The sequence below is a fragment of the Halovulum sp. GXIMD14794 genome (genome assembly GCF_054457455.1).
Window position 1 is genome coordinate 260,532 of the sequence record NZ_JBTLNF010000005.1, and the last position, 24,783, is coordinate 285,314.

A 24,783-nucleotide genomic window follows, 5' to 3' on the forward strand; every position below is an offset into this window, starting at 1 on the left:
CCTAACCGCTGCCGAACCTGGCGTAGCAGGCTGAAACTGCGGGCTCGTACTGGGTCCTCAGCGCCAATTCGCGCTGCTGGAGAGCCGCGAGTTTCTGCTGTTCGGCATCGATATCGATCGCGACCGGTGTCTCGACACGGGTCGACGAAGGATAGCGGCAGCCAGACATGTATATCCCGACCGGATCGTAATACCGTCCGAAACCGCCGCAGAACCCGACCTGTGTCGTGGTCACGGTCTGGCGATGAACAGCGTATCCGCGCTCGATATTGCCCTGCGTTCGCGCAATATCCGCCCGCACGGCGTAAAGCTCTCCGGCATTGGCCTGTAGGCACTGCTTCAATGGCGAGGCGCAGCCCCCCAGGATGGGCAGCAAAGCGAGGCAGGCGAGTCGAAGCGGTCGTCTCACTCGGCGTCCTCGCCCAGCAGCATGACCGCGCCGCCCATCCAGACCGCCCCGAAGGTGAGCATGGTCTGGAAGAACAGGATACCGGTAGCAAGCCCCGACGTGTCCGTGCTGAGCGCAGCGCCAAGGCCCATAAGGTCCACCCGGATCGCAATGAGCAACAGCACCGCGCCGAGCGCCATGCCGTTGAGAGCATGACGAATCATGAAGCGGACCAGCAATGGAAGTTCCTGATAACGCACGGACGACCTCCCTCTCTGAGAAGCTAGAGCGAACTGCGGTACTCGACAATCCCCGTTACGGGGCCCCGATCCTTGCGGTCAACGGATCGGAGGACTAGTCACCGCGCATGACCCGGTTCTACTTCGCCTATGGCTCCAACCTGCTGACCCAACGCCTGACGGCGCGGTGCCCAACGGCCCGCCCCCTCGGACCTGCAACGCTGTCGGGTCACCGGGTCGAGTTCGCCAAGCTCAGCAGCGTGGACGGATCCGGCAAGGCGACGATCCTTCCGCAGGAGGGGCGTACCGCGCACGGAGTCCTGTTCGAACTGGCCCTGTCCGATCTCGAGGCCCTCGATCTGATCGAGGGTGTCGGCCACGGCTATCACAGGCTGGATCGAGTGGGCGTGCAACTCGACGGCGAAACGATCGGCGCCAGCACCTACATCGCAAGCGCGCCCACGGGCCCGGTCCGACCGCTCGACTGGTACCTCGCCCTGATCCTCGCGGGCACGCATCAGCACGCCCTGCCCGACGACGTGCACCGCTATTTCCGCGCGCAACCATTTACCACCGATACCGAGGCGCGCCGCCCCGGCCGCCTGGCTGCCGTCGCCGCGCTCGAGGCCGCTGGCCACGCGGACTGGCTACGCCTGCTTCAGGACGCCCCATCCTCGGCCAGAAGTTCGTCCAGCTGACGCGCGATCCATCCGCGTGGGATGAAATGTCCACGCGGGTGAAGGTCCAGCACGACCTCACCGCCGGCGCAGGACCAATGGGTGCGAGTGAAAAGGTCATGCTCGGTGACCCGCCAATCGCCATCAGACCGCTCCTCGGCGCAGTCCATCCGGGCTCGCCACAACTGCACCGGATAGCTGGTGTCCCCGCCGGGGCCCATAGGGAAATCCATCACCGTATCCGAAGTCCCGTGCACATGCCGTACCGCGCCCGGCGCTTCCGGGCAGTGCGTGTCTTGGAGCAGCGTACCCGCGACTGCCAAAAGCGCGGCCACGTCCGCGCCATCCTGGCAAACAAAGCGCCACGCCATTGCGCTGCCGTAAGAGTAGCCGGAGACGTATATTCGTGACCGGTCCACCGGATAACGCTCGGCGACGTCCTCCAGCACCGCGCGGGCGAAAGCCACGTCCGGCGTCTCCGGGCGCCAGAAATCCCACGTCCGCCTCTCCCCGTTCGGTGCGACCAGAAGGACGCCGCGCTCCCGTGTCGCCCCTGCGATGCGGGGATGCTCCACCACCACCGTACCTTGCCGCTTCCAGCCGTGAAAATGCATGAGCACCGGCAGCGGGCTTTGCCCGTCCCAGCCATCAGGCGGCAGCACGTGATAGGACCGCTCACCCAGAATGCAGGGCTTAAGTTCTACACACGCATTGGCGGTCAGCGGCGCGGCAAGCAGCGTCAGCAGCAAGGCGATCAGGCGCATCTGGGACCTCCCTCCGAACCGTGTTCCGGCCGGATCTTGGCCCGGGAAGGGCTTAGGCGAAAGTCACAAGCCTGTCAGTCGGCCTGTTCGCGAAGCTCTTCCAGTTCCAGCCATTCCTCCTCGGCTGCTGAAAGCTTCTCCTGCCGTTCGGCCAGCCCCTCCGAGGCCTTGGCGAACTTCGTCGGTTCGCGGGTAAACAGGTCCGGGTCCGACAGGAATTCCTCGAGCTTGGCAATCTCGGATTCAAGGCGCGCCATCTCGGCCGGAAGCTTCGCAAGCCGGTGCTGCTGCGGTTGCGTCAGACCTACTGTCTTCTTTGTGGGCTTCGGCTTCGGCGCCGGCGCAGCGGCGGGTTTGGCCTTGGGCTTCTCGCTCGCCGCACTCTCCAGCGGACCGTGCTGAGCCAGCATGTCGCTCCAGCCGCCCGCGTAGACGGTCGCCTTGCCCTGCCCCTCCATCAGGATCGTCAGCGTCGCGACCCGGTCGAGGAAATCGCGGTCGTGACTGACCAGCAGCACGGTCCCGTCATAGTCGTCCAGCAGTTCCTGGAGCAGATCCAGCGTCTCGACGTCCAGATCGTTGGTCGGCTCGTCCAGCACCAGGAAATTGCTCTCGCGCGCGAGGATCCTGGCCAACAGAAGCCGCGCCTTCTCGCCGCCCGAGAGCGCGCGGACGGGGCTGCGGACTTGCGCTTCGGTGAACAGGAAGTCCTTGAGATAACCCACGACGTGCCGGGGTGCGCCCCGTACCATCACCTGATCGTTGCGCCCGCGCACACCCAGATCGGGATCATGCGCCAGGCTGTCCCAGAGCGAGACATCCGGATCCAGCTGCGCCCGGTTCTGGTCAAACAACGCCATCTGCAGGTTGGTGCCCAGACGGATGCGGCCCTCGTCCGGCTCATCGCGGCCGGTCAGCAGGTTCAGGAGGCTGGTCTTGCCGACGCCGTTCGGCCCAACCAGCGCCACCCGGTCGCCGCGCTGGATGCGCAGATCGAAATCCTTGACGATCACCCGCTCGCCGAAGCGCTTCGAGACGCCCTCGGCCTCGACCACCAGCTTGCCGGACTTCTGCCCGCTCTCGAGCGCAAGGTCCGCGGTCCCGGTACGCCGGATCTCGCTGGCGCGCTCCGAGCGCATCTCCTGCAGACGCCGCACCCGGCCCTGGTTGCGCTTGCGCCGCCCCGAGATGCCCTCGACCGCCCAGCGGCCCTCGGACTTGATCAGCCGGTCCAGCTTGTGGCGGGCCAAGTCCTCTTCCTCATAGATCTTGTCTCGCCAATCCTCGAAGGCGTCGAAGCCTTTCTCCAACCGGCGTACCTGCCCCCGATCGACCCAGAGCATCCCCTTGGTCAGCGCACGCAGGAAGGCCCGGTCGTGCGAGATCAGAACGAAGGCCCGGCGGGTGTCAGATAGCTCGCGTTCAAGCCATGCAATCATCTCGATATCAAGATGGTTGGTCGGCTCGTCCAACAGCAACACATCCGCGTCCGAGGCCATGATCCGCGCCAGCGCCGCCCGCCGCCGCTCGCCGCCTGACGCGGCATCGCAACGCCGGCTGCCGTCGAGTTTCACACCCTCCAGCGCGATTTCGGCGCGGTATTCCTCGCTCGGCTCGAAACCTTCGCGAACGAAATCACCCAGCGTCTCGAAACCGCTAAAGTCCGGGTCCTGCTCCATGTACGCAACTGCCTTGCCCGGCGGCACGAACCGCTCGCCGCTGTCGGGCTCGACCAGTCCGGCCATGATCTTCATCAGCGTGGACTTGCCAGAGCCGTTGCGGCCAACCAAGCCAAGCCGCTCGCCGGGCGCGACGGTCAGCGAAGCGCCGTCCAGCAACGGTGTGCCGCCGAAGCCGAGGCCAATGTCGGAGAGTGTCAGAAGCGGTGCAGGAGCCATGTGCAGCCCCATAGCGCCGCGCCCGCGCCGCTGCAATGCCCCCGATAGGGTTTACGCGCCATACGGTTTGCGCGGCCCTCAAAACCCGATATGGCAGGGCAAAGACCAATAGGACCAGACCATGACCCGGATCGCCCGCCAGCTTGCCTCTGCCTTCCCGCCCCCGGTGATGGAGGCCCGCACTTGGGCCGCTGCGGCCGATCTGCCCGAGGACATGCCGCTGGTGAATGTCAGCCAGGCCGCGCCGATCGATCCGCCCCCCGAGGCCCTGCGCAAGGCCATCGCCGAAGTCGCGCTCAACGATCCCGCAGTTCATGGCTACGGCCCGGTCCTGGGCCTGCCCGCCCTGCGTGAGGAAGTTGCCGCGCAATGGGCCGCCCGCTACCGGGGCCGGATCGAGCCGGGCAACGTCGCGATCACCAGCGGCTGCAACCAGGCCTTCTGCGCCGCCGTCGCTTCGCTTGGCGACGCGGGGGATGCGGTGCTCCTGCCAACGCCCTGGTACTTCAATCACAAGATGTGGCTCGACATGGCCGGGATCGAGGCGCGCCTGCTGCCCTGCGGCGACGGCATGCTGCCGGAACCCGAGCGCGCTGCCGAGATGATCGACGAACGGGTGAAAGCCATCGTTCTGGTCACCCCCAACAACCCCACTGGCGCCGAGTATCCGGCTGGTCTGATCGCCGCCTTCGCGGATCTCGCCCGGCAACATGGCATTAGCCTGATCCTCGACGAGACCTACCGGGACTTCCATTCCGGCGAGGGCGCACCGCACGGTCTGTTCGCCGGCGACTGGCAGGACGTGCTGATTCACCTCTATTCCTTTTCGAAGGTCTTCCGCCTGCCAGGCCATCGGGTCGGCGCACTGATCACCGGAAAAGATCGCTTGGCCGAGATCGAGAAGTTCCTCGACACGATGACGATCTGTCCCAACCAGCTGGGCCAGCGCGCCGCGCTGTTCGGACTGCAATCGCTGGGCGACTGGGTGGCCGGGGAACGGGCGGAGATCCTGCGCCGCCGCGACGCGATCCGCCAAGCGGTCGCCGGACTGGAAGGCTGGCGCCTGTTGGGCCTGGGCGCCTACTTCGCCTATCTAGAACACCCTTGGGACCTGCCCTCGGACGAGGTCGCCCGGCGTCTGGTGGCCGAGGCCGGGGTACTCCTCCTGCCCGGCACGATGTTTGCACCCCGCACCCGTGACCGTGGCGACGGCAGCGCGGAGAAGCAGCTTCGGATTGCCTTCGCCAACGTCGATTCCACCGGGATCGGAACGCTCGCCGAGCGGCTGAAGACGTTCCACCCCTGAGGCCCCTTGCGGCCATGCCGCCCGACGCCTAAAACCGGCCGGACCCGGCGCAATCTCCGCGCCCAGCGACAAGGGAACAGGCATGCTCAACCGCTTCAGATCCTCGAGCCGCGGCAAGGGAACCTCGATCGTCATCTGGGCGCTGCTCGGCCTGCTGATCGTCGGCCTGACCGGCCTCGGCCTCGGCGGCGTGGTCACCGGCATCGCCAGCCAGAACGTGGCGACCGTCGGCTCGGAAAAGGTGGAGCGCGAGGAATACGTCCGCCAGCTTCTGCAGCAGGTCAACGCGCTGTCGCAGCGTGCAGGCCAGAGCTTCACGGTCCAGCAGGCCCGTGCCTTCGGACTGGACCAGCAGGTGCTCGCACAATTGGTGACCCGCGCCGCGCTGGATGGCGAGGTCGACAAGCTGGGTCTCTCGGTCACCGACGAGATGGTGCGCGATGACCTGGTGCGGAACCCCGCCTTCCAGGGTCTGTCGAACGGGTTCGACGCGCAATCCTACGAGTTCTTCCTCGACAACAGCGGCATGAGCGCCAAGGACTTCGAGGAACAGGTACGCGGCGACCTGTCCCGTGGCCTGCTCGAAATCGGCGTCGCAGGCGGGGCCGCGATGCCCGGGGTGATGGCTGACACGCTCCTCGCGTGGCAGAACGAAACCCGCCGTTTTGCGGTGATGGAGCTCTCGCCCGCAACGCTGGACGAGGCCATTGCCGATCCGACCGATGACCAGTTGCAGGCCTTCTATGCCGAGCACGAGGATCTCTACACCCGGCCCGAGACCCGCGTCGTCAGCTATGCCGCCATCACGCCGGAAATGATGGCCGAGAGCATTGATATCTCGGACGAGGCCGCGCGCGCCGCCTATGACGCACGCTCCGAGCAGTTCAACACGCCCGAGCGGCGCATCGTGGATCTGATCGGCTTCGGGAGTGCCGAGGATGCACAAGCGGCCCGCGATGCGATCGACGCCGGAGAAACCAGCTTCGACAAGCTCGCCGAAGAGCGCGGCCTCTCGGCGGATGACCTGTCGTTGGGCGCCATCGAGCCCGAAGCGCTTGGCGCTGAGGCCCGCGCGGCGGTCTTCGGCCTTGACGGTCCCGGCCTGGTCGGCCCGGTTCAAAGCGATCTCGGCCCCGGCCTCTACCGGGTCAACGCGGTGCTCGCGGCGCGCGAGACGTCCTTCGAGGAAGTCGAAGGACAGATCCGCCAGCAGCTTGCCGCCGCAGACGCGCAGGACGCCATCATCGAGCTTTACGACCCGGTGCAGGACCTGCTCGCCGCCGGTGCCACGCTCGAGGAACTGGCCGAGGAGACAGACCTTCAGTTCGGCGAGGTCGGCGTTTCCGACGAGCCCGGCGAAGGGCTGGCCGCCGACACGGCCTTCCGCACCGAGGCCTTCGAGGCCGAACCGGGCGAGCCCCGCGACATGATCGAGCTGGAAAACGGCGGTCTGGCCGCCCTGCGGGTCGAACGGATCGATCCGCCGCAGGTCATCCCCTTCGACGAGGTCCGCGAGAGTGTCGCCGAGGACTGGCGCGCGGCCGAAACGCAGGCGCAGTTGCTCGCCCGCGCCGAAGCCCTGAAGGCGCAGCTGGACGAAGGCCAGACCATCGCCCGCGTGTCCGAGGCAAGCGGTGTCGCGATCGAGCGTGTCGGCCCGGTCGGCCGCTCGGAACAGCCCGGTGCCGGCATGCCGCCCGATCTGATTCAGACCGTGTTCGACCTGAACATGGGCGGCTCGACCGTGCTGGAAGAGCCGGGCTTCGCCTATCTCGTGCAAGTCACCGAAGTGCGGCCAGCCAACACATCCAGCCCCGAGTACGCACAGCAGCGCGCCGCCCTGCAGCGGCAGCTCGACGGCGCACTCTCCTCCGAGGTTTTCGACGGCTATGCGCAGATGGTGATCGACGGCAAGGACGTCAGTGTGAACCAGACGCTGATCGACGAGACCCTGGCCCAGTACCCCTAGACCGGACGCGCCGATGCAGTTGCACCCCGATTTCGAGACCTTCGAGAAGGCTCACTCCGAAGGCCGCAACCAGCTGGTCTGGACCCGGCTGGTCGCCGACCTGGAGACACCGGTCTCGTTGATGCTGAAGCTGGCCCAGGCGCGGCCGGACAGTTTCATGCTGGAATCCGTGACCGGCGGCGAGGTGCGCGGAAGGTACTCGGTGATCGGCATGCGGCCGGACCTGATATGGCGCTGCGACGGCGACAAGGCCTCGATCAACCGCTCGGCGCGGTACGACCCGGACGGGTTCGTGCCCGAAGCGGACGAGCCGCTGACCTCGCTTCGCAAGCTGATCGCGGAAAGCCGGATCCAGCTGCCTGAGGGCATTCCGCCGATCGCGGCCGGGCTCTACGGCTATCTGGGCTATGACATGATCCGGCTGGTCGAACGCCTGCCCGAGCCGAACCCGGACCCTCTGGGCCTGCCCGACGCGCTGATGCTGCGCCCCACGGTGGTCGCGGTCGTCGACGGCGTGAAGGGCGAGGTGACGGTGGTTAGCCCGGCGTGGGCCGCCGACGGTCAATCGGCCCGCGCGGCCTATGCCCAGGCGGCCGAGCGCGTTATGGACGCGGTGCGTGATCTGGACCGTCCGGCGGCGGCGCAAAGCCTTGATCCGGTGGACGACGGGCCCCTGCCCGAGCCAGTGTCGAACACGCCGCACGACGCCTATCTCTCGATGGTCGAGAAGGCGAAGGAGTACATCCGCGCCGGGGATATCTTCCAGGTCGTGCCCTCGCAGCGCTGGGCGCAGCCCTTCGATCTGCCGCCGTTCTCGCTTTACCGCGCGCTGCGGCGGACGAACCCCTCGCCCTACATGTTCTTCTTCAACCATGGCGCTTTTCAGGTCGTCGGCGCGAGCCCCGAGATCCTGGTGCGGGTCAAGGGCGACACGGTCACGATCCGCCCGATCGCCGGCACCCGCCCGCGCGGCGCGACCCCCGAGGAGGATCGCGCCCACGAAGCGGACCTGCTGGGCGACCCGAAGGAAATGGCCGAGCACCTGATGCTGCTGGACCTGGGCCGCAACGACGTCGGCCGGGTGGCGAAAGTCGGCTCGGTCGATCCGAACGAGCAGTTCATCATCGAACACTATAGCCACGTGATGCACATCGTCTCGAACGTGGACGGCAAACTGCGCGAGGATCACGACGCTCTGTCCGCGCTGCTGGCGGGCCTGCCCGCAGGCACCGTGAGCGGCGCACCCAAGATCCGGGCGATGGAGATCATCGACGAACTCGAGGTTCACAAGCGCGGTGTCTACGGCGGCGGCGTGGGCTATTTCTCGGCGAACGGCGACATGGACATCTGCATCGCGCTGCGCACCGGGGTCATCAAGGACGAGACCCTTTACATACAGGCGGGCGGCGGCGTTGTGTTCGATAGCAAGCCCGAGGCCGAGTTCGAGGAAACCGTGAACAAGTCCAAGGCGCTGCGTGCGGCGGCAGCGGATGCGCAGCTGTTCGTGGAACGGCGCGGCGGGAACTGATCCGCCCCGCGGGCGTCGATTTCATCGTGAAAAGCGGGGATTTCATCGTGAAAACCCCCTTAAGCCTTTGTTCTGTAATGGAAACAAAATCCTGACAGAGTGTTAACGCGCTTTGGATGCCGGTGTTTCCGAAGCTTCCAGCATTGCGCCGGAGGCAGGCGGGGGCCTCCGGCGGTAGTATTTCTGGGATAGAGAAAGCGGGGCTGGACGCGCCTCAGCGGGTGAGCACGGCGGACGCGGGCGCAATGCTGACGGTGCTGGGGCTGGTGCCGAACATCCACTGCGAGAGCGTCGCGATGGTTTCCTGGCGGACATGGCCGACGACGATCACCTTGCCGGTGCGCTCGGCATCCTCGACGGCGCGCTCCAGCGCTTGGGTGATCGCGGCGCCGCCGGCGTCGGTGTCTATCACGCGGAACACCACCTCGGCAGGGACGCCCGCTCCCTCGGCCACCGGCGGCACGGCGCTGAGCCCAGTGCCGCGATGGCTGATCAGTCCGTGACCGGTGACGGCGAGCGCCTGGATCACGTTCTCGGCGAGGCGCGTGTTCGAGGGCAGCGGGCCGTCGATGCCGTCCATGAAGCTCGCCGCGCCCGGCACCTTCTGGAAGATCGAGGCCAGTGTCTGGTTCACCGCTTCGGGCCCCGTGGCGGTGCCGAGGCTGAGCGCGCCCTCGGTCGGCGCGACGGCTGCGACCTCGAACCCGGACTCGCGATAGCGTCCGGCAACCTGGGCGGCATCCGGCAGATCGGCGCTGACACCGAAGGTGACTGGCTCGTTCAGGGCGGCCATGCCGGGACGCAGCACGGGGGCCTCGCCTTCGTCGATGAGCACGATGGCCATCAACGGCTTGCCCTCGTCGCCCGCAAAGGGAGCGGCGAATTCCTGAAGCGCCTCGCCTTCGATCAGGGCGGAAGCGGCGGCATTGCTCGAGATCTCGGGCACGGCGGCGCTTTCGGTGTTCACCGAGGGGCCGCTGTCGGTGCCCGGCGTGGCCGAGGCGATCTGTGTCGGGGCGACCGTGGTCCGCGCGGGCGCGGCGTCGCTGCCGCCGCCGATCCCGGCGTTGGACCCGGTTTCGACCGTAGGGGCACCGAGCGTCGCGGTGTCGCCCGCCTCGGGAGCCCCTTCCGCACCAGGCGTGGGAGCCGTCAGCGTCGGGAGCAGCGCGGGCTGAGGCGCAGCCGGGGCTTCCGGCGCGGCGCCGCTCTGTTGCTCGGGCGCAGGGGCCGTTTCTGGCGCGGCCTCGGGGGTGGGCGCTACCGGAGTTTCGGGTTCAGGCTCAGGTTCAGGCTCTGGCTGGGGCTCGGGCGCCGTTTCGGGCGCGGCTTCCGGTTCCGGCGCCGCCTCGGGTTCGGCTGCGGCTTGCGGCGCAACCTCGGGCTCGCGCACCAGGTCGCCATTGGCGATCGGGCCATCGGGCTTCGGGTTCAACACCGCGACCGTCGACAGGCCAAGCCCCGCGACGATGAAGCCCAGAATTGCACCGAACAAGAACCTCATCATTCTCGTGTCCCCTTCCCGCCGGTCGATTTCCGGCCCTGCCTGCTCCGTCGGGGCATGATGCCCCCAGTTGTGGCCCTGTGATGGCAATCTTCTTTGTCTACCGCAATAACTTGCCCGCACGCCTGCGGCAATCGGCTTGCGGCGCGAAGGCCGAAATCCCGCGCCGCGCGCCGGGCGCGCCCCTTGACCATGCCGCCTTCGGGCGCGCATGTATACCGGCGACGACCGGAGGCCTCGGGCCGACCGGCATAGCTCGAGGCGCATATGCTGCTACTGATCGATAACTACGACAGCTTCACCTACAACCTGGTGCACTATTTCGGTGACCTGGGCGCAGAGGTGGCGGTGCATCGCAACGATGCGCTGAACGTGCAGGAGGCGATGGCGCTGCGTCCCTCGGGGATCGTGCTGTCGCCCGGACCCGCGACGCCGGACCAGGCCGGGATCTGCCTCGCGCTGACGCAGGCCGCCGCCGAGACCGGCACGCCGCTGCTTGGCGTCTGCCTTGGGCATCAGACCCTGGGCCAGGCTTTCGGTGGCAAGGTCTCGCGCCATTCCGAGATCGTGCACGGCAAGACCGGGCTGATGCATCACCAGGGCGGCGGCGTCTTCAAGGGCCTGCCCTCGCCGCTTAAAGCAACGCGCTACCATTCGCTGGTGGTCGAGCGTGACGGCCTGCCGAACGTGCTGGAAGTGACCGCCGCGCTGGAGGATGGCACGATCATGGGCCTCAGCCATCGCGAACTGCCGCTGCATGGGGTGCAGTTCCACCCCGAGTCCATCGCCTCGGAGCATGGCCACGCCCTGCTGCGCAACTTCCTCGAACAGGTGCCCGAACCCGCATGAGCGATCCCCTGAAGCCGCTGATTGGCCGCGCCGCCGACGGCCCCCTGACCCGCGCCGAGGCCGAAACCGCCTTCGATATCCTGATGGAGGGCAATGCGACCCCCAGCCAGATCGGCGGTTTGTTGATGGCCTTGCGCGTGCGGGGCGAGACCGTGGACGAATACGCCGCCGCCGCCGCCGTGATGCGGCGCAAATGCCTGCCGGTGAAGGCGCCCGAGGGCGCGATGGACATCGTCGGCACCGGGGGTGACGGCAAGGGGACGCTGAACATTTCGACCGCGACGGCCTTCGTCGTAGCCGGTGCCGGCGTCGTCGTCGCCAAGCACGGGAACCGGAACCTGAGTTCCAAGTCCGGCGCCGCCGACGCGCTGACCGAACTGGGGATCGACGTCATGGTCGGCCCCGAAGTGGTCGAGAAGGAACTGGCCGAGGTCGGCATCGCCTTCATGATGGCGCCGATGCACCACCCGGCCGTGCGCCATGTGATGCCCTCGCGGCAGGAGCTGGGCACGCGGACAATATTCAACATTCTCGGGCCCTTGACCAATCCGGCTGGTGTGAAACGTCAGCTGACCGGGGCCTATAGCGCCGAAGTCATCCGACCGATGGCCGAGACTCTGGGCGCGCTCGGGACCGAGCGCGCCTGGCTGGTGCACGGCTCGGACGGCACCGACGAGATCACCATCTGCGGGACGACCGCCGTCGCCGCGCTGGAGGATGGCACGGTCACGATGACCGAGGTTCACCCCGAGGATGCCGGCCTGCCGGTGCACCCGTTCGAGGATATCATGGGCGGCACGCCTGCCGCGAACGCCGCCGCACTGAAGGCGCTACTGGGCGGGCAGCACTCGGCCTATCGCGACGCGGTGCTGCTGAACTCTGCGGCGGCGCTGGTGATTGCGGGCGTAGCCTCGGACCTGCGCGAAGGCGCGGCGAAGGCGGCCGAGAGCATCGACAGCGGGGCCGCCAAGGCCAAGGTCGAGGGGCTGGCGCGGGCGTCGAAGGGCGCATGAGCCTCGATACCTCGCGCCTCGGCGGCTGGGCCGGGCTGCCGTTCTTTCGCGACACGCTGCCGGGGATTGCCACGCGGCTGGAGGGCGAGAGCCTGCCGCCCGCGCCACAGGTCTTCGCCGCACTGGAGTTGACCCAGCCGGAGGACGTACGCGTGGTGATCCTGGGCCAGGACCCATACCCGACGCCGGGGCATGCACATGGGCTGGCATTCTCAGTCGAGCCGGATGTGCGGCCCCTGCCCCGGTCTTTGAACAACATTTACAAAGAGATGCAGGACGATCTGGGGGCATGCCCTCAGGACGGCGACCTGCGGCCGTGGGCCCGACAGGGCGTGCTGCTGCTGAACACCGCGCTGACGGTACCGCCGGGATCGGCGGGCGGCCACATGAAGCTGGGCTGGGATCAACTTGCGCTGCAGGTGCTGGCGGCGCTGGACGACCGGCCACGGGCGTTCCTGCTTTGGGGGCGACCGGCGCAGAAACTGGCGGCGAGGGTCGATCCCGACCGGCATCTGAAGATCGAGACCGCACATCCCTCGCCCCTGTCGGCGCGGCGCGGGTTCTTCGGCTCGAAGCCGTTCAGCCGCGTGAATACATGGTTGGAAAGCCAGGGCGAACCCGCCATAAGCTGGGCGGGAACGGAGGACACATGACGCAGACCATGCTGGACCGCATCAAGGCCTACAAGCTGGACGAGATCGCCGCCGCCAAGGCCGCGCGCCCGATCGCGGGTGTCGAGGCCGAGGCCAAGGCCGCGCCCGCGCCTCGAGATTTCACCGCCGCGCTGCGCAACGCGCAGGCCGAGGGCTACGGGCTGATTGCGGAAGTCAAGAAAGCCTCGCCCTCCAAGGGGTTGATCCGGCCCGATTTCGACCCGCCTGCGCTGGCGCAAGCCTATCAGGCGGGCGGCGCGTCCTGCCTTTCAGTGCTGACCGACACGCCCTCGTTCCAGGGCAGCCCGGACTACCTGCGCGCAGCCCGCGCGGCGGTCGATCTGCCGATCCTGCGCAAGGATTTCATGTACGACCCCTACCAGGTCGCCGAGGCGCGAGCCTGGGGCGCGGACTGCATCCTGATCATCCTGGCCTCGGTCTCGGACGCGCAGGCCGCGGAGCTGGAAGACACCGCACATGGCTGGGGCATGGCAGCGCTGCTGGAAGTTCACGACGGCGAGGAGCTGGACCGGGCGCTCAAGCTGAAATCCCCGCTGATGGGAATAAACAACCGCAATCTCAAGACCTTCGAGACGTCTTTGCAGACGACGCTCGACCTTGCGCCGCGGGTACCCGAGGACCGGCTGGTGATCTCGGAGAGCGGGCTTTTCACCCCCGCCGACCTCGCGCAGATGGCCGAGGCGAACGTCCGCAGCTTCCTGATCGGCGAAAGCCTGATGCGCCAGGACGACGTCGCCGCCGCGACCCGCGCCCTGCTGACCGGTGCTCCGGAGGCCGTGAAATGAAAGAGCCGGGCAAGCTCACCCATTTCGACGAGGCTGGCGCGGCGCAGATGGTCGACGTGTCGGAAAAGCCCGTCACCTCGCGTACCGCGACCGCGATCGCGCAGATCCACATGCAGCCCGAGACGCTGGCGCTGATCCGCGAGGGACGCGCGAAGAAGGGCGACGTTCTGGCCGTGGCGCGGCTGGCCGGCATCATGGCCGCAAAGAAGACGCATGATCTGATCCCGCTGTGCCATCCGCTAGCCCTGTCGAAGGTCACGCTGGAGCTGACCCCGGCCGAGGCCCCGCCCCGCGTGGAGATCTCGGCCACGGTCAAGACCTCGGGCCAGACCGGCGTCGAGATGGAGGCGCTGACCGCCGCCACCGTCGCCGCGCTGACCGTCTATGACATGGTCAAGGCCGTGGACCGGGGGATGGAGATCACCGGCGCACGGCTGACCTTCAAGGACGGCGGCGCGTCGGGCCGGTTCGAGGCGCCATGATCTCGGTCGAAGAGGCGCGGGCGCGGATCCTCGCGCCCCTCTCGCCGCTGCCTGCCGAAACCATCTCGCTGGCGCAGGCCAATGGGCGGGTGTTGGCCGAACCTGTGGTCTCACGACGGACGCAGCCACCCTTCGATGCCTCTGCCATGGACGGCTATGCCGTGCGCCGGGACGAGGCGGTGCCGGGGGCGGTGCTGCGGGTGATCGGCGAAAGCGCCGCCGGGTCGCGCTTCGACGGGACGGTAGGTCCCGGCCAGGCGGTGCGGATCTTTACCGGCGCGCCGGTGCCCGAGGGCGCGGATGACGTGCTGATCCAGGAGGATGCGGACCGAGACGGCGACCGCATAACCGTGCGCGAGGGCCGTGACCAGAAGCGCCACATCCGCCCGGCGGGCGACGATTTCGCAGCCGGAGACGCCTTCCCCGGCCTCGGCCCGCTGGGTCCGACCGATATCGCCCTGCTAGCCGCGATGAACCATGCGGAGCTGTCCGTGCGCCGACGCCCCGTTGTCGCGTTGATCGCGACCGGAGACGAGTTGGTGATGCCGGGGAACGAGCCGGGGCTGGACCAGATCGTCAGTTCCAACAATTTCGGCCTTGCCGCGCTGCTGGAGCGCGCAGGCGCGCTGCCTCGTATCCTGCCGATCGCCGCAGACCGGCCCGAGAGCCTGGCGACGCTGTTCGACCTGGCCTCGGGCGCGGACCTGATCGTAACGCTGGGCGGGGCCTCGGTCGGGGATCATGACCTGGTGCAGGATACCGCGGTCTCGAAAGGACTGACGCTGAATTTTTATAAGGTCGCGATGCGGCCCGGAAAGCCACTGATGGCGGGATCGTTGAATGGCACTCCGATGATCGGCCTGCCGGGAAATCCCGTTTCGGCAATGGTTTGCGGTGTGATATTCGTTCTGCCCGCAATCAGGGCGCTGCTGGGGTTAGACCCGGACCCGACCACGCGCGCGGCGCGCCTTGCTGCGCCGGTCGGTGCCAACGGACCTCGCGAGCACTACATGCGCGCGCGACTGGAAGAAACCGTCGACGGCCCCCGGGTCACCGTGTTCGAGCGGCAGGACAGCGCCCTGCTGCATGTTCTGCAGGCCGCGAACTGCCTTGCGATCCGCCCGATCCGCGCCGAGGCGGCGGAGGCCGGTGATCCCGTCACGGTTGTTCCGCTTCCCTAGAACAGTCGCATGGCACTTATTCGTATTCTTGCCGGGAATTGACACAAAACGGGAACACATGTAGAACCTCAGGGAACGAAGCACTAACCGGCGCAAAATGTTCCGGTCGCAGTTCTGAGGTATTGGGCAATGCTGACGCGAAAACAGCTCGATCTACTGACCTTCATCCACAAGCGGATTCAGAAGGACGGCGTGCCGCCTTCGTTCGACGAAATGAAAGAGGCGCTGGATCTGCGCTCCAAGTCGGGCATCCACCGGCTTATCACCGCACTCGAGGAACGCGGCTTCGTGCGGCGACTGGCGCATCGGGCCCGCGCGATCGAGATCGTGAAACTGCCCGATGGCATGGGCGGCGACAGCAACGTCACCTCTCTGCGGGCTGCCCGCCCGGCAGCGGAGCCGGATCCGATGCCGGAACGCACCCTTGATGTCGCCGAACTGCCGGTCATGGGCCGGATCGCCGCCGGTACGCCGATTGCGGCGATCGAGCAGGTGTCACACCGTACGGCCGTGCCCGGCAGCATGGTCCGTGGCGCCTCACGGCATTTCGCGCTCGAGGTCCGGGGCGACTCGATGATCGAGGCGGGGATCAACAACGGCGATATCGTCGTGATCCGAGAACAGGATACGGCGCAGAACGGTGACATCGTCGTCGCGCTGGTCGAGGGCCAGGAAGCGACGTTGAAGCGGTTCCGGCGCAAGGGCTCGGCCATTGCGCTCGAGGCGGCCAACCCGGCCTACGAGACCCGGCTTTACGGGGCCGAGCAGGTGCAGGTTCAGGGCAAGCTGGTCGGGCTGATCCGAAGCTACTGATTCCCAGGACGAAAGGTCCACGGGCGCACGCCTTCGCGGTCGCGCGTTGTCACTGGGCGGGGATTGCCGGCGTACCAAGCGTGCGCGCCGTAACGGCGTATCTCGGCGGCAGTGATCCGGGCGCAGGTGACGTCCGAGGACGCTTTGGGCGCGATCAGGATCACCTTGCCGCAGAGGTCGGGTGCAACCTCGGCCTCAGTAACGAAGACAACCTCGCCACCGCTGAACGGCATGCGCCAGGGCTGACCCTCAGGCGCACGGGCGGCGGCAGATTTCTGGTCCGCCGGATCTCCGTCGTTTTCCAGCCAGACCTTGGCAGCGAACCCGGCTCCGCGTGGCCGGGACAGCGCCCTGCCCTCAGCCGTCGCCACCCCGACGATCTTGCCCTCTGGGTCGAGCAGGACCTGGGGACGTTCGGACAGCGCCCAGCCCGCCAGCGCGAAACAGGCGACAGCCACGCCTGAGGCGCGCAGCGGGCCGCGCAGGGCGATGACAACCATCGCACCCAGCGTGAACAGGCCCAGCACCCACGCCGGGCCGGTCGGCACCGGGGTCGTCGGCGCATCTCGCCGCGCAACCCAGCCGGCAACGTTCAGGATGTGATCAATGCCGATTTCCATCAGCCCAAAACCGATCCCTTGAAGCCCCAGCGGCCAGAGCAGTAGCGCCGCGAGCGCCGCCGGCATCACCATCAGCCCCATCGCGGGCACGGCGAGCACGTTCGCTACCAGCCCGTATTGCGCCATCTGGTTGAAATGGAACGCGGAATAGGGGGCGGTCGCGAACCCGGCCACAGACGAGGTCAGCACCAGCGCCACCACGCCCTTGCCCCACCGCAGGTTGCCCTGCCCCAGCGCCTGCCACCAGCCATGCCGCTTGAGCGCACCGTAGACCGCGATCAGCGCCGTCGTCGCGGCGAAGGACATCTGAAAGCCGGGGCCCATCAGGCTGACCGGACGCCAGAGCAGCACGATCAAGGCCGCCAACGCCACACTGCGCAGCGTCAGCGCGGGGCGGTCGACCAGCACCGCGCCGAAGATCGCTGCGGCCATGATGAAGGCGCGCTGCGTCGCGATACTCGCCCCTGACAGCGCCAGGTATCCGGCCCCTGTCAGCAGCGCGGCGACGGCGGCGATCTTCTTCACTGGAACCCGCAAGGTCAGTCCGGGCAAGAGCACCAGGCCGAAACGCAGGCTGGCGAAGACCACGCCTGTCAGCAATCCCATATGCAGGCCCGAAATCGCCAGCAGATGCGCAAGATTGGAGGCCCGCAGCCCGACCAGATCCTGCGGATCGACAGCAGAACGGTCTCCGGTCAGGATCGCGGCAGCGAAACCGCCGCTGCGCTCGGGCATCTGCGAGCGGATGGCTTCGGAGAGCCACATCCGCACGGTAAGCAGTGGCACTCCGGCAAGTCCTTCGGGGTGCGGCTCGGCCAGGACCACCGGTTCGCTGGAATAGCCGATCGCGCCCATCTTCAGGAACCAGGCCCAGCGGCGGAAATCGAAACCGTCCGGCTCCACCGGTTCGGGCGGTGCCGTCAGGCGCCCGCGCATCATCACCCGCGCACCGGGGCGCGCGACCGCCGGGTCGGGTGTCCGCCCCAGTACGACCCGGACCCGTGCAGGCGTATGCGGAGCCTCGATCCCCGGCAGATACACCTGATCCAGTAGCAGCCGCAGCTTATTGCTTTCGGACCGGTCGAAGCCGACGATCCGCCCGACCACCGGGCCAAAATATTCCTGCGTCAGCACAGGCGCCGCCAGCCTGTCGGTATGCAGTTTCGATATCGCGAAGCCCAGAAAGGCCAGTGCCAGCAGAAGCACAAGCCCCCCGCGCCTAAAGCGCGCGAGCAGTGCCATCAGGATCAACGCACCCGCCAGCAGCGACCAGGCCAGGGCGGCAGACGGCTCCACCGGCATCGCGAAATAGGCCGCTATTCCCGCGCCCAGCGTCACCGGCGCCCAGAGCAGGCCCGTGTGGCGCTGCGCCTCGGCCTGTTCGACGATCCACGCCGCAAGCGCTGCTCTTGTCACCATGTGCTCCACGACCTAGACAGTGCGCAAGCACACTTCCCCCGACATGGTTTCCAAGAGGTTAAGCACATGGGTTCTGACGCGGTAGTCACACGGTTCGCGCCGTCCCCGACGGGCTTCCTGCACATCGGCGGCGCACGCACCGCACTGTTCAACTGGCTTTTCGCGCGCCACCACGGCGGCACCTTCCTTCTGCGCATCGAAGACACCGACCGCGCCCGCTCGACCCCCGAGGCCACGCAGGCCATTCTCGACGGGCTGGCCTGGCTGGGTCTTGATTGGGATGGCGAGCCGATCAGCCAGGCGTCGCGCGCCGACAGGCACGTCGAGGTGGCACAGAAGATGGTCGCCGACGGCACCGCCTACCGCTGCTATTCGACCAAGGAAGAGATCGACGCCTTCCGCGAGGCCGAGAAGGCCGCTGGCCGCCCGCCCCTGTTCCGCTCGCCCTGGCGCGACGGTGGCGAGGCCCCCGAGGGCACGCCATATGTCGTGCGCCTGAAGGCCCCGCGCGAGGGTGAGACCGTGGTCAATGATCAGGTCCAGGGCACTGTCACCTGGAAGAACGAGACGCTGGATGATCTGATCCTGCTGCGCTCGGACCTGACCCCGACCTACATGCTGGCTGTGGTCGTGGACGATCACGACATGGGCGTGACCCACGTGATCCGCGGCGACGACCACCTGACGAACTCGGCCCGGCAGACGCTGATCTACCAGGCCGCTGGCTGGGAGCCGCCGATCTTTGCTCACATCCCGCTGATCCACGGCCCGGACGGCGCGAAACTGTCCAAGCGCCACGGCGCGCTGGGGGTCGAGGCCTATCGCGACATGGGCTACCCGGCCCGTGCGATGCGGAACTACCTGGCGCGGCTGGGCTGGGCACATGGCGACGACGAATTCTTCACCGACGAGCAGGCCATCGCCTGGTTCGGCGTGGACGGGATCGGCAAGTCCCCGGCTCGATTCGACTTCAAGAAACTTGAAAATCTCTCCGGCCAACACATCCGCGCGATGAGCGACGACGAGATGGTGCAGGAGATCAAGGATTTTTGTGCATCGCAAAAACTCGCTGCCCCGACGGAAGCGCAGGAAGCGCAGTTGCGCGCCACCGGAGCAGGCCTGCGTGATCGCGCCAAGACCATGCCGGAACTTCTTGAAATGGCTCATTTCATCCTGGGATCCCGCCCCTTCGAGCCGGACGAGAAAGCGGCCAAGCAGCTCGACACTGTATCCCGTGGTATGCTGAATAGATTGACTGAGCGCCTGCAAAATGCTAGCTGGGAGCAGCACATTCTGGAGGAGGAAATCCGCGATTTCTCCGAACAGGAAGGGCTGAAGCTTGGCAAAGTCGCGCAACCTTTGCGGGCCGCACTGACGGGCCGCACCGTGTCTCCCTCGGTCTTCGATGTCATGGGGGTGATCGGCAAGGACGAGACGCTGGCACGCCTGGCGGATGCGACCGGCTGAAGGGCCGGAAACAACCGGGATTTTCGCGCCGCCCGTCCGGGCATGGCGCCCGCAGCAACAAGGACTTCATCATGGCCAAGGATATCGGCGCTACGGCGACCCTCAGTTTCGGTGACAAGACCCTCGAGTTGCCGATGGCCAGCCCCACCCTGGGGCCGGACGTGATCGACATCCGCAAGCTCTATGCTCAGGGCGACGTGTTCACCTATGACCCGGGCTTCACCTCGACGGCGTCCTGCGAAAGCGCGATCACCTATATCGACGGCGACAAGGGCGAACTGCTGTATCGGGGTTACCCGATCGACCAACTGGCCGAGCAATCGCATTTCCTGGAAGTCTGCTACCTGCTGATCTACGGCGAGCTGCCGACCGCCGCGCAGATGGAGGACTTCGAGGGTCGCGTCACCCGGCACACCATGCTGCACGAGCAGATGACCAATTTCTTCCGTGGGTTCCGCCGTGACGCACACCCGATGGCGATCGTCTGCGGCGTGGTCGGTGCGATGTCGGCCTTCTACCACGACTCGACCGACATTTTCGACGACTGGCAGCGCGAGGTCGCCACGATCCGCCTGATCGCGAAAATACCGACGATCTGCGCTTGGGCCTACAAGTACCACGTCGGCCAGCCGTTCGTGTACCCGCGCAACGACCTAAGCTACGCCGAGAACTTCCTGCACATGTGCTTCTCGGTCCCGTGCGAGGAGTACAAGGTCGAGCCGGCGCTGGCGAAGGCCATGGACCGGATCTTCACCCTGCACGCCGATCACGAGCAGAACGCCTCGACCTCGACCGTACGTCTGGCCGGCTCGTCGCAGGCCAACCCGTTCGCCTGCATCGCGGCCGGTGTCGCCTGTCTCTGGGGCCCGGCACACGGCGGCGCCAACCAGGCCTGCCTCGAAATGCTGCGCGAGATCGGCAGCGTTGATCGCATCCCTGAGTATATCGAGCGCGCGAAAGACAAGAACGATCCGTTCCGCCTGATGGGCTTCGGCCACCGGGTCTACAAGAACTACGATCCGCGTGCGAAGGTCATGCAGGAAAGCGCCAAGGAAGTGTTGGAACTTCTGGGCGTCGAGAACAACCCGACCTTGCAGGTCGCGCAGGAGCTGGAGCGCATCGCGCTGACCGACGAGTACTTCGTCGAGAAGAAGCTCTACCCGAACGTGGACTTCTACTCGGGCATCATCCTCGACGCGATGGGCTTCCCGACCTCGATGTTCACGCCGATCTTCGCGCTGGCCCGCACCGCCGGCTGGATCTCGCAGTGGAAAGAGATGATTGCCGATCCCAGCCAGAAGATCGGCCGTCCGCGCCAGCTTTACACGGGCGCGCCGCAGCGTGACTACGTGGACGTGAAGAACCGCTGAGACAGGTGGGCCGGCCCTAGCGCCGGCCCCTTTTTTCATCATGAGCAAGTCATTGAAACGCGTGCTGGCCGATGCCGAGGCGCGCGGCCTGAGCATTGAAGCCGTGCGGCTGGACGAGGGCACGCTGACAGCGCAGGCCGCCGCCGATGCCGTCGGCACCACGCCCGATCAGATCGTGAAATCCATCGTGCTGCGGAACCCGGAAAGTGGCGAGCATGTGCTGTTCCTGACCGCCGGCGGCAACCGCGTCAGCATGGAGAAGGCCGCGCAAGTGGCTGACATGGCGCTGGAAAAGGCCGACGCGGCCAGTATCCGCATGGTGACAGGTTTCGCGATCGGCGGCGTCTCGCCCTTCGGCCATAAGACTGTGCTGCGGACCTGGTTGGATCCGAAGGTGCTGACCTACGCGGCCGTCTGGGCCGCCGCAGGCACGCCGCACCATGTGTTCGAGATCGAACCGCAGGTTCTGAAGGGCGCAACCGGTGCGGTCGAGGCCGACTTCACCGAATGACAGAAAGCACCGACCGGGCCGCCCTCAGGCCCGGCGGATCGCCGCCCTGCCCCAGCGCGTGCATGGCGTCGCCAAAGCCCGCGACCTGTGTGGCGCGCGCTTCATGATCGTCCAGCAGCGCGCCCGTGGCTTCGGTCAGCGCCCCCGCCGTGGCCTGCTCGAACAGGTATTCCGGAATAATCGCCCGATCCTCGAGGATGTTGACCAGCGAGGCATAGCGCACCTTCACCAGTCGCTTCGCAAGATAGGCGCTGATTGGACTGGCGCGATAGGCCACGATCATCGGTGTGCGTGCGAAGGCCAGTTCCAGTGAGATCGTCCCCGACACCGCCAGTGCGGCGGTCGAGGCGGCGAAGGCGTATCGCTTGCGGGTCTCGGCCTCGGCCCCCGGCAGGCGCGAAGGATCGAGGATCACCGGATCGGAGGGTGCGCCGGCGAACAGCTCTCGCACCGCCTCTGCGCGGGTCGAAACCGTTGGGATGACCGCCCGCAGGCCGGGACGCGCAGCGGACAGCCGATCGAGCACTTCGCGGAACAGCGCCCCGTGCCGCGAGACCTCACCCGCGCGGGAGCCGGGCAACACGCAAAGCAGCGGCGCATCCCCGGCGATCCCGTGAGCATCACGGAAAGCGGCGGCCTCGGCATCCGTGACCGGAGGGGTCTCGATCACCGGATGACCGACGAAGTCGCAGCTCATCCCGGCGGCGGTCATGTAGGGCGGCTCGAACGGCAGCAGGGCCAGCACGTGGTCGATGACCTTGGCCATCTTATCCGCGCGCCCGGGCCGCCAGGCCCAGACCGAGGGCGCCACATAGTGGATCGTCCGCAGGTCCGGCCGCGCCGCGCGGGCGCGTTTCGCCACGCGAAGGCAGAAATCCGGGCTGTCGATGGTGATAAGCGCATCCGGTGACGCCTGCCCAACCGCATCGCCGGTCTGGCGGATCAGCCTCAGCAGTTCCGGCAGGCGCGGAAGCACCTCGGTCAGCCCCATGACGGACAGGCGGTCCATCGGGAACAGGCTTTGCAGCCCCTCGCCCTCCATCAGCGGGCCACCGATTCCCGAAAAACGCACCTGCCCATCGGTCTCGGCCTTCAGCCCCGCCATCAGCGCGGCGCCCAGCCGGTCGCCGGAGGGCTCGCCCGCGATGATAAACAGGTGCGGGGCGCTCACGGCTCGCGTGCCCAGAGGAACAGACCCAACTGATCGGCACGGGCAATGGTCTCGGCCTCGCCGAGGATCAGCACGCCGCCGGCCTGGACGACGACACCGGCAAGACCCGCTTCGTGCGCTTTCTCGACGGTTTGCGGGCCGATCGCGGGCAGATCCGTGCGCCAGTCCTGGCCGGGTTTCGGCGCTTTCAGCAGCACGCCCCTCGCGCCTTCAGGGTCCGGCCGGAACGGGGCGCCGGTGCGGGCGACGAACTCCAGCATCGCGTCGGTGCCCTGGATGCTCTCGGTCGCAAGGCATATGCCCTGCGCGACCACGGCGCCCTGCCCCACGTCGACCTGGCCAAGTGCCTCAACGATCACCGCGGCGCGGGCCGCATCCTGCCGGTCGGCCTCGGAGGGCTGCACCGCGGTTCTCACGCCGGGGCGCGCAATCAGGTGCGAAAGCAGCTTGTGCGCGCCGACGATGGTCAGCCCCTCGTCCTCGAAGATCTCGGTCACGATACGCAAAGCCGCATCGTCGCCAGAGCGCAGCGCCCGGAACAGCATCGGCGCCAATCGGATCGCCTTGAGATCGAAACGCATCGGGCTGAGCTTGGGCCGCCGCACGCCGCCCGCGAAGGTGACCTGCGTGCAGCCCGCGCGGCGCAGCGCCGAGAACAGCTTGCCCGGTTTCTCGAAGACCGCCGGGATCACCGGATGGTTCTCGGTCCAGTCAAGACGGATGCCTTCGTAGACGATCACCTGATAGGGGCGCTTCCGGCGCTGACACTCTTCGGCCAGCATCTTCGGCAAGGCACCAGTGCCGGCGACAATGGCCAGCGCGCCGGCAGAGCCGGGCTGAGCCTGCATTCCGGCAGGCATCAGGACGGTGTCGTCAGGTGGCGCGAGGAGCCCTCGGTGATGAAGGCCAGAACCTCGGCAACGAGCGGGTTGTCGCCATGGCTGGCAGCGACACGCTCGGCGCGTTCGGTGAGCGTGCCCTCACCATCGAACAGCAGACCGTAGGCGGCGCGCAGGCCGTTGATATCGGACTTTCCAGCACCGCGCCGCTTGAGCCCGACCAGGTTCAACCCCGAAAGATGGGCCCGCTCACCAAGTGCCGTACCATAGGGGATCACGTCGGCGGCGATACCGGCGAGGCCGCCGATCATCGCGCCCGCCCCGATACGGCAGTGTTGGTGGACGGCGGCCAGACCACCGATCACCGCGCGGTCGCCGACGGTCACGTGGCCGCCCAACGTGGCACAGTTCGCGAAGATCGCGCCGTCGCCCACGATGCAGTCATGGCCGATGTGGACATAGTTCATGAACAGGTTGCCCGAGCCGACGCGGGTCACGCCGCCGCCGCCTACGGTCCCGGTGTTCATGGTGACGTATTCGCGGATCGTGTTCTCGTCACCGACCTCGAGCAGCGTGCGCTCGCCCTTGTACTTCAGGTCCTGAGGTTCCTGCCCCAGCGATGCGAACGGGAAGATCCGGTTGCGCTTGCCGATCACCGTGTGTCCGTCGACGACGACATGGGCCTTGAGTTCGGTCCCTTCACCGATGGTTACATCGTGGCCGATCACACAGAACGGGCCGATGACGACATTCGCGCCGATCTCGGCGCGGTCGTCGACGACGGCCGTGGCATGTACCTGCGCGCTGGGATCGATGGGCATGGCCTCAACTCTCCGCCGGGGTTTCGGGTTTCTGGATCATCGCCATGAATTCCGCCTCGGCAGCGACTTCCTCGCCCACGCGGGCGACCCCGCCGAATTTCCAGACCTTGGCACCCTTGCGGATCACCTGCACATGTAGTTCCAGCTGGTCTCCCGGCTCGACGATGCGGCGGAAGCGCGCCTTGTCGATGCCCATGAAGTAGACCAGCGCGCCGCTGTCATCGAGATCCGTCGACCAGGACACAAGCGCCGTCGCCGACTGGGCCATCGCCTCGATGATGATGACACCCGGCAGAACCGGCTTCGAGGGGAAGTGGCCTGGAAAGAACGGCTCGTTCGCCGTGACGTTCTTGATCCCCACGGCGCTTTCCGAGTTCACCATGTTGATCACCCGGTCGATGTAGAGGAACGGGTAGCGATGCGGGATCAAGCGCTTGATCTGGTGAATGTCGGCCTGGCCAAGTTCCGGGTCAACTGCGGTGAAGCCCATGTTCT

Annotated in this window: 24 protein-coding genes; 14 read left to right on the plus strand and 10 right to left on the minus strand. The window is 67.0% G+C overall.

Going from position 1 to position 24,783, the window contains the following annotated elements; genetic code table 11:
* Position 1: 1 nt before the first annotated feature.
* A complete protein-coding gene (locus tag ACW9UR_RS13030) occupies positions 2-409 on the minus strand; it encodes a hypothetical protein (RefSeq protein ID WP_458917423.1) in 408 nt (135 codons plus the stop codon).
* The gene (locus ACW9UR_RS13035; RefSeq protein ID WP_458917424.1) at positions 406-648 is read right to left on the minus strand and encodes a hypothetical protein; all 243 of its coding nucleotides are present in this window, start codon (positions 646-648) and stop codon (positions 406-408) included. Before ACW9UR_RS13035 ends, ACW9UR_RS13030 begins: the two co-directional genes overlap by 4 nt.
* Before the next feature lie 107 nt (positions 649-755).
* On the opposite strand from ACW9UR_RS13035, the gene ACW9UR_RS13040 reads away from it, so the two are divergent.
* Positions 756-1,325, plus strand: a complete 570-nt coding sequence (locus ACW9UR_RS13040; protein WP_458917425.1) for a gamma-glutamylcyclotransferase family protein — start codon at positions 756-758, stop codon at positions 1,323-1,325.
* Here the strand turns inward: ACW9UR_RS13040 and ACW9UR_RS13045 are convergent.
* Together ACW9UR_RS13045 and ACW9UR_RS13050 are read right to left on the minus strand one after the other, a co-directional pair.
* A complete protein-coding gene (locus ACW9UR_RS13045; protein WP_458917426.1) occupies positions 1,286-2,068 on the minus strand; it encodes a CE1 family esterase in 783 nt (260 codons plus the stop codon). The genes ACW9UR_RS13040 and ACW9UR_RS13045 overlap by 40 nt on opposite strands.
* A gap of 74 nt (positions 2,069-2,142) precedes the next feature.
* Entirely contained in the window at positions 2,143-3,966 is a 1,824-nt protein-coding gene (locus tag ACW9UR_RS13050) for an ABC-F family ATP-binding cassette domain-containing protein (RefSeq protein WP_458917427.1), read from the minus strand.
* A gap of 121 nt (positions 3,967-4,087) precedes the next feature.
* Between ACW9UR_RS13050 and ACW9UR_RS13055 the strand changes: the two genes are divergently transcribed.
* From ACW9UR_RS13055 to trpE, 3 genes are all read left to right on the plus strand, one after another.
* Positions 4,088-5,272, plus strand: coding sequence for an aminotransferase (locus ACW9UR_RS13055; protein WP_458917428.1), 1,185 nt, complete (start codon positions 4,088-4,090; stop codon positions 5,270-5,272).
* A gap of 82 nt (positions 5,273-5,354) precedes the next feature.
* A complete protein-coding gene (locus tag ACW9UR_RS13060; RefSeq protein WP_458917429.1) occupies positions 5,355-7,241 on the plus strand; it encodes a SurA N-terminal domain-containing protein in 1,887 nt (628 codons plus the stop codon).
* Between the two features lie 13 nt (positions 7,242-7,254).
* On the plus strand, positions 7,255-8,769 hold the full coding sequence (gene trpE, locus ACW9UR_RS13065) for an anthranilate synthase component I (RefSeq protein ID WP_458917430.1): 1,515 nt from the start codon (positions 7,255-7,257) through the stop codon (positions 8,767-8,769).
* A 214-nt stretch (positions 8,770-8,983) separates the two neighbouring features.
* Here the strand turns inward: trpE and ACW9UR_RS13070 are convergent, their stop codons facing one another.
* Positions 8,984-10,276, minus strand: a complete 1,293-nt coding sequence (locus ACW9UR_RS13070) for a divergent polysaccharide deacetylase family protein (protein WP_458917431.1) — start codon at positions 10,274-10,276, stop codon at positions 8,984-8,986.
* Between the two features lie 264 nt (positions 10,277-10,540).
* Between ACW9UR_RS13070 and ACW9UR_RS13075 the strand changes: the two genes are divergently transcribed.
* From ACW9UR_RS13075 to lexA, 7 genes are all read left to right on the plus strand, one after another.
* Positions 10,541-11,122 (plus strand): anthranilate synthase component II, encoded by a 582-nt coding sequence (locus tag ACW9UR_RS13075; protein ID WP_458917432.1) that lies wholly within the window; start codon positions 10,541-10,543, stop codon positions 11,120-11,122.
* Positions 11,119-12,135: an anthranilate phosphoribosyltransferase gene (gene trpD / locus ACW9UR_RS13080; RefSeq protein ID WP_458917433.1), complete on the plus strand. Its 1,017-nt coding sequence runs from the start codon at positions 11,119-11,121 to the stop codon at positions 12,133-12,135. Before ACW9UR_RS13075 ends, trpD begins: the two co-directional genes overlap by 4 nt.
* A complete protein-coding gene (locus ACW9UR_RS13085) occupies positions 12,132-12,788 on the plus strand; it encodes a uracil-DNA glycosylase (protein ID WP_458917434.1) in 657 nt (218 codons plus the stop codon). Before trpD ends, ACW9UR_RS13085 begins: the two co-directional genes overlap by 4 nt.
* Positions 12,785-13,594 carry an indole-3-glycerol phosphate synthase TrpC gene (gene trpC / locus ACW9UR_RS13090; RefSeq protein WP_458917435.1) on the plus strand — a complete coding sequence of 270 codons (810 nt, stop codon included), beginning with the start codon at positions 12,785-12,787 and terminating at the stop codon, positions 13,592-13,594. The genes ACW9UR_RS13085 and trpC overlap by 4 nt, the downstream gene beginning before the upstream one ends.
* Entirely contained in the window at positions 13,591-14,076 is a 486-nt protein-coding gene (gene moaC / locus ACW9UR_RS13095; RefSeq protein ID WP_458917436.1) for a cyclic pyranopterin monophosphate synthase MoaC, read from the plus strand. Before trpC ends, moaC begins: the two co-directional genes overlap by 4 nt.
* Positions 14,073-15,257, plus strand: a complete 1,185-nt coding sequence (locus ACW9UR_RS13100; protein WP_458917437.1) for a molybdopterin molybdotransferase MoeA — start codon at positions 14,073-14,075, stop codon at positions 15,255-15,257. Before moaC ends, ACW9UR_RS13100 begins: the two co-directional genes overlap by 4 nt.
* Positions 15,258-15,386: 129 nt before the next feature.
* The gene (gene lexA, locus ACW9UR_RS13105) at positions 15,387-16,070 is read left to right on the plus strand and encodes a transcriptional repressor LexA (protein ID WP_458917438.1); all 684 of its coding nucleotides are present in this window, start codon (positions 15,387-15,389) and stop codon (positions 16,068-16,070) included.
* On the opposite strand, the gene ACW9UR_RS13110 is transcribed toward lexA, so the two are convergent.
* The gene (locus ACW9UR_RS13110; RefSeq protein ID WP_458917439.1) at positions 16,064-18,106 is read right to left on the minus strand and encodes a ComEC/Rec2 family competence protein; all 2,043 of its coding nucleotides are present in this window, start codon (positions 18,104-18,106) and stop codon (positions 16,064-16,066) included. The genes lexA and ACW9UR_RS13110 overlap by 7 nt on opposite strands.
* Positions 18,107-18,175: 69 nt before the next feature.
* Here ACW9UR_RS13110 and gltX point away from each other — a divergent pair, with 69 nt between their 5' ends.
* The 3 genes from gltX (at position 18,176) to ACW9UR_RS13125 (ending at position 21,457) form a co-directional block, all read left to right on the plus strand.
* Positions 18,176-19,576, plus strand: a complete 1,401-nt coding sequence (gene gltX, locus ACW9UR_RS13115) for a glutamate--tRNA ligase (RefSeq protein WP_458917440.1) — start codon at positions 18,176-18,178, stop codon at positions 19,574-19,576.
* A 71-nt stretch (positions 19,577-19,647) separates the two neighbouring features.
* Entirely contained in the window at positions 19,648-20,946 is a 1,299-nt protein-coding gene (gene gltA, locus ACW9UR_RS13120; RefSeq protein ID WP_458917441.1) for a citrate synthase, read from the plus strand.
* A gap of 40 nt (positions 20,947-20,986) precedes the next feature.
* Positions 20,987-21,457, plus strand: a complete 471-nt coding sequence (locus ACW9UR_RS13125) for a YbaK/EbsC family protein (protein ID WP_458917442.1) — start codon at positions 20,987-20,989, stop codon at positions 21,455-21,457.
* Here the strand turns inward: ACW9UR_RS13125 and lpxB are convergent.
* The 4 genes from lpxB to fabZ are packed head-to-tail and all read right to left on the minus strand — an operon-like array spanning position 21,447 to position 24,778.
* Entirely contained in the window at positions 21,447-22,628 is a 1,182-nt protein-coding gene (gene lpxB, locus ACW9UR_RS13130) for a lipid-A-disaccharide synthase (protein ID WP_458917443.1), read from the minus strand. The genes ACW9UR_RS13125 and lpxB overlap by 11 nt on opposite strands.
* Entirely contained in the window at positions 22,625-23,488 is an 864-nt protein-coding gene (locus ACW9UR_RS13135) for an LpxI family protein (RefSeq protein WP_458917444.1), read from the minus strand. Before ACW9UR_RS13135 ends, lpxB begins: the two co-directional genes overlap by 4 nt.
* Positions 23,488-24,288 carry an acyl-ACP--UDP-N-acetylglucosamine O-acyltransferase gene (lpxA, locus tag ACW9UR_RS13140; protein ID WP_458917445.1) on the minus strand — a complete coding sequence of 267 codons (801 nt, stop codon included), beginning with the start codon at positions 24,286-24,288 and terminating at the stop codon, positions 23,488-23,490. The genes ACW9UR_RS13135 and lpxA overlap by 1 nt, the downstream gene beginning before the upstream one ends.
* Before the next feature lie 4 nt (positions 24,289-24,292).
* Positions 24,293-24,778, minus strand: a complete 486-nt coding sequence (gene fabZ / locus ACW9UR_RS13145; protein ID WP_458917446.1) for a 3-hydroxyacyl-ACP dehydratase FabZ — start codon at positions 24,776-24,778, stop codon at positions 24,293-24,295.
* Positions 24,779-24,783: the final 5 nt, after the last annotated feature.

Excerpts from the sequence above, each read along its gene's own strand:
- ACW9UR_RS13040 (WP_458917425.1), top strand. The coding sequence starts at position 756 with ATGACCCGGTTCTACTTCGCCTATGGCTCCAACCTGCTGACCCAACGC.
- ACW9UR_RS13045 (WP_458917426.1), bottom strand. The coding sequence starts at position 2,068 with ATGCGCCTGATCGCCTTGCTGCTGACGCTGCTTGCCGCGCCGCTGACC.
- ACW9UR_RS13050 (WP_458917427.1), bottom strand. The coding sequence starts at position 3,966 with ATGGCTCCTGCACCGCTTCTGACACTCTCCGACATTGGCCTCGGCTTC.
- ACW9UR_RS13055 (WP_458917428.1), top strand. The coding sequence starts at position 4,088 with ATGACCCGGATCGCCCGCCAGCTTGCCTCTGCCTTCCCGCCCCCGGTG.
- ACW9UR_RS13060 (WP_458917429.1), top strand. The coding sequence starts at position 5,355 with ATGCTCAACCGCTTCAGATCCTCGAGCCGCGGCAAGGGAACCTCGATC.
- trpE (WP_458917430.1), top strand. The coding sequence starts at position 7,255 with ATGCAGTTGCACCCCGATTTCGAGACCTTCGAGAAGGCTCACTCCGAA.
- ACW9UR_RS13070 (WP_458917431.1), bottom strand. The coding sequence starts at position 10,276 with ATGATGAGGTTCTTGTTCGGTGCAATTCTGGGCTTCATCGTCGCGGGG.
- ACW9UR_RS13075 (WP_458917432.1), top strand. The coding sequence starts at position 10,541 with ATGCTGCTACTGATCGATAACTACGACAGCTTCACCTACAACCTGGTG.
- trpD (WP_458917433.1), top strand. The coding sequence starts at position 11,119 with ATGAGCGATCCCCTGAAGCCGCTGATTGGCCGCGCCGCCGACGGCCCC.
- ACW9UR_RS13085 (WP_458917434.1), top strand. The coding sequence starts at position 12,132 with ATGAGCCTCGATACCTCGCGCCTCGGCGGCTGGGCCGGGCTGCCGTTC.
- trpC (WP_458917435.1), top strand. The coding sequence starts at position 12,785 with ATGACGCAGACCATGCTGGACCGCATCAAGGCCTACAAGCTGGACGAG.
- moaC (WP_458917436.1), top strand. The coding sequence starts at position 13,591 with ATGAAAGAGCCGGGCAAGCTCACCCATTTCGACGAGGCTGGCGCGGCG.
- ACW9UR_RS13100 (WP_458917437.1), top strand. The coding sequence starts at position 14,073 with ATGATCTCGGTCGAAGAGGCGCGGGCGCGGATCCTCGCGCCCCTCTCG.
- lexA (WP_458917438.1), top strand. The coding sequence starts at position 15,387 with ATGCTGACGCGAAAACAGCTCGATCTACTGACCTTCATCCACAAGCGG.
- gltX (WP_458917440.1), top strand. The coding sequence starts at position 18,176 with ATGGGTTCTGACGCGGTAGTCACACGGTTCGCGCCGTCCCCGACGGGC.
- gltA (WP_458917441.1), top strand. The coding sequence starts at position 19,648 with ATGGCCAAGGATATCGGCGCTACGGCGACCCTCAGTTTCGGTGACAAG.
- ACW9UR_RS13125 (WP_458917442.1), top strand. The coding sequence starts at position 20,987 with ATGAGCAAGTCATTGAAACGCGTGCTGGCCGATGCCGAGGCGCGCGGC.
- ACW9UR_RS13135 (WP_458917444.1), bottom strand. The coding sequence starts at position 23,488 with ATGCCTGCCGGAATGCAGGCTCAGCCCGGCTCTGCCGGCGCGCTGGCC.
- lpxA (WP_458917445.1), bottom strand. The coding sequence starts at position 24,288 with ATGCCCATCGATCCCAGCGCGCAGGTACATGCCACGGCCGTCGTCGAC.
- fabZ (WP_458917446.1), bottom strand. The coding sequence starts at position 24,778 with ATGGGCTTCACCGCAGTTGACCCGGAACTTGGCCAGGCCGACATTCAC.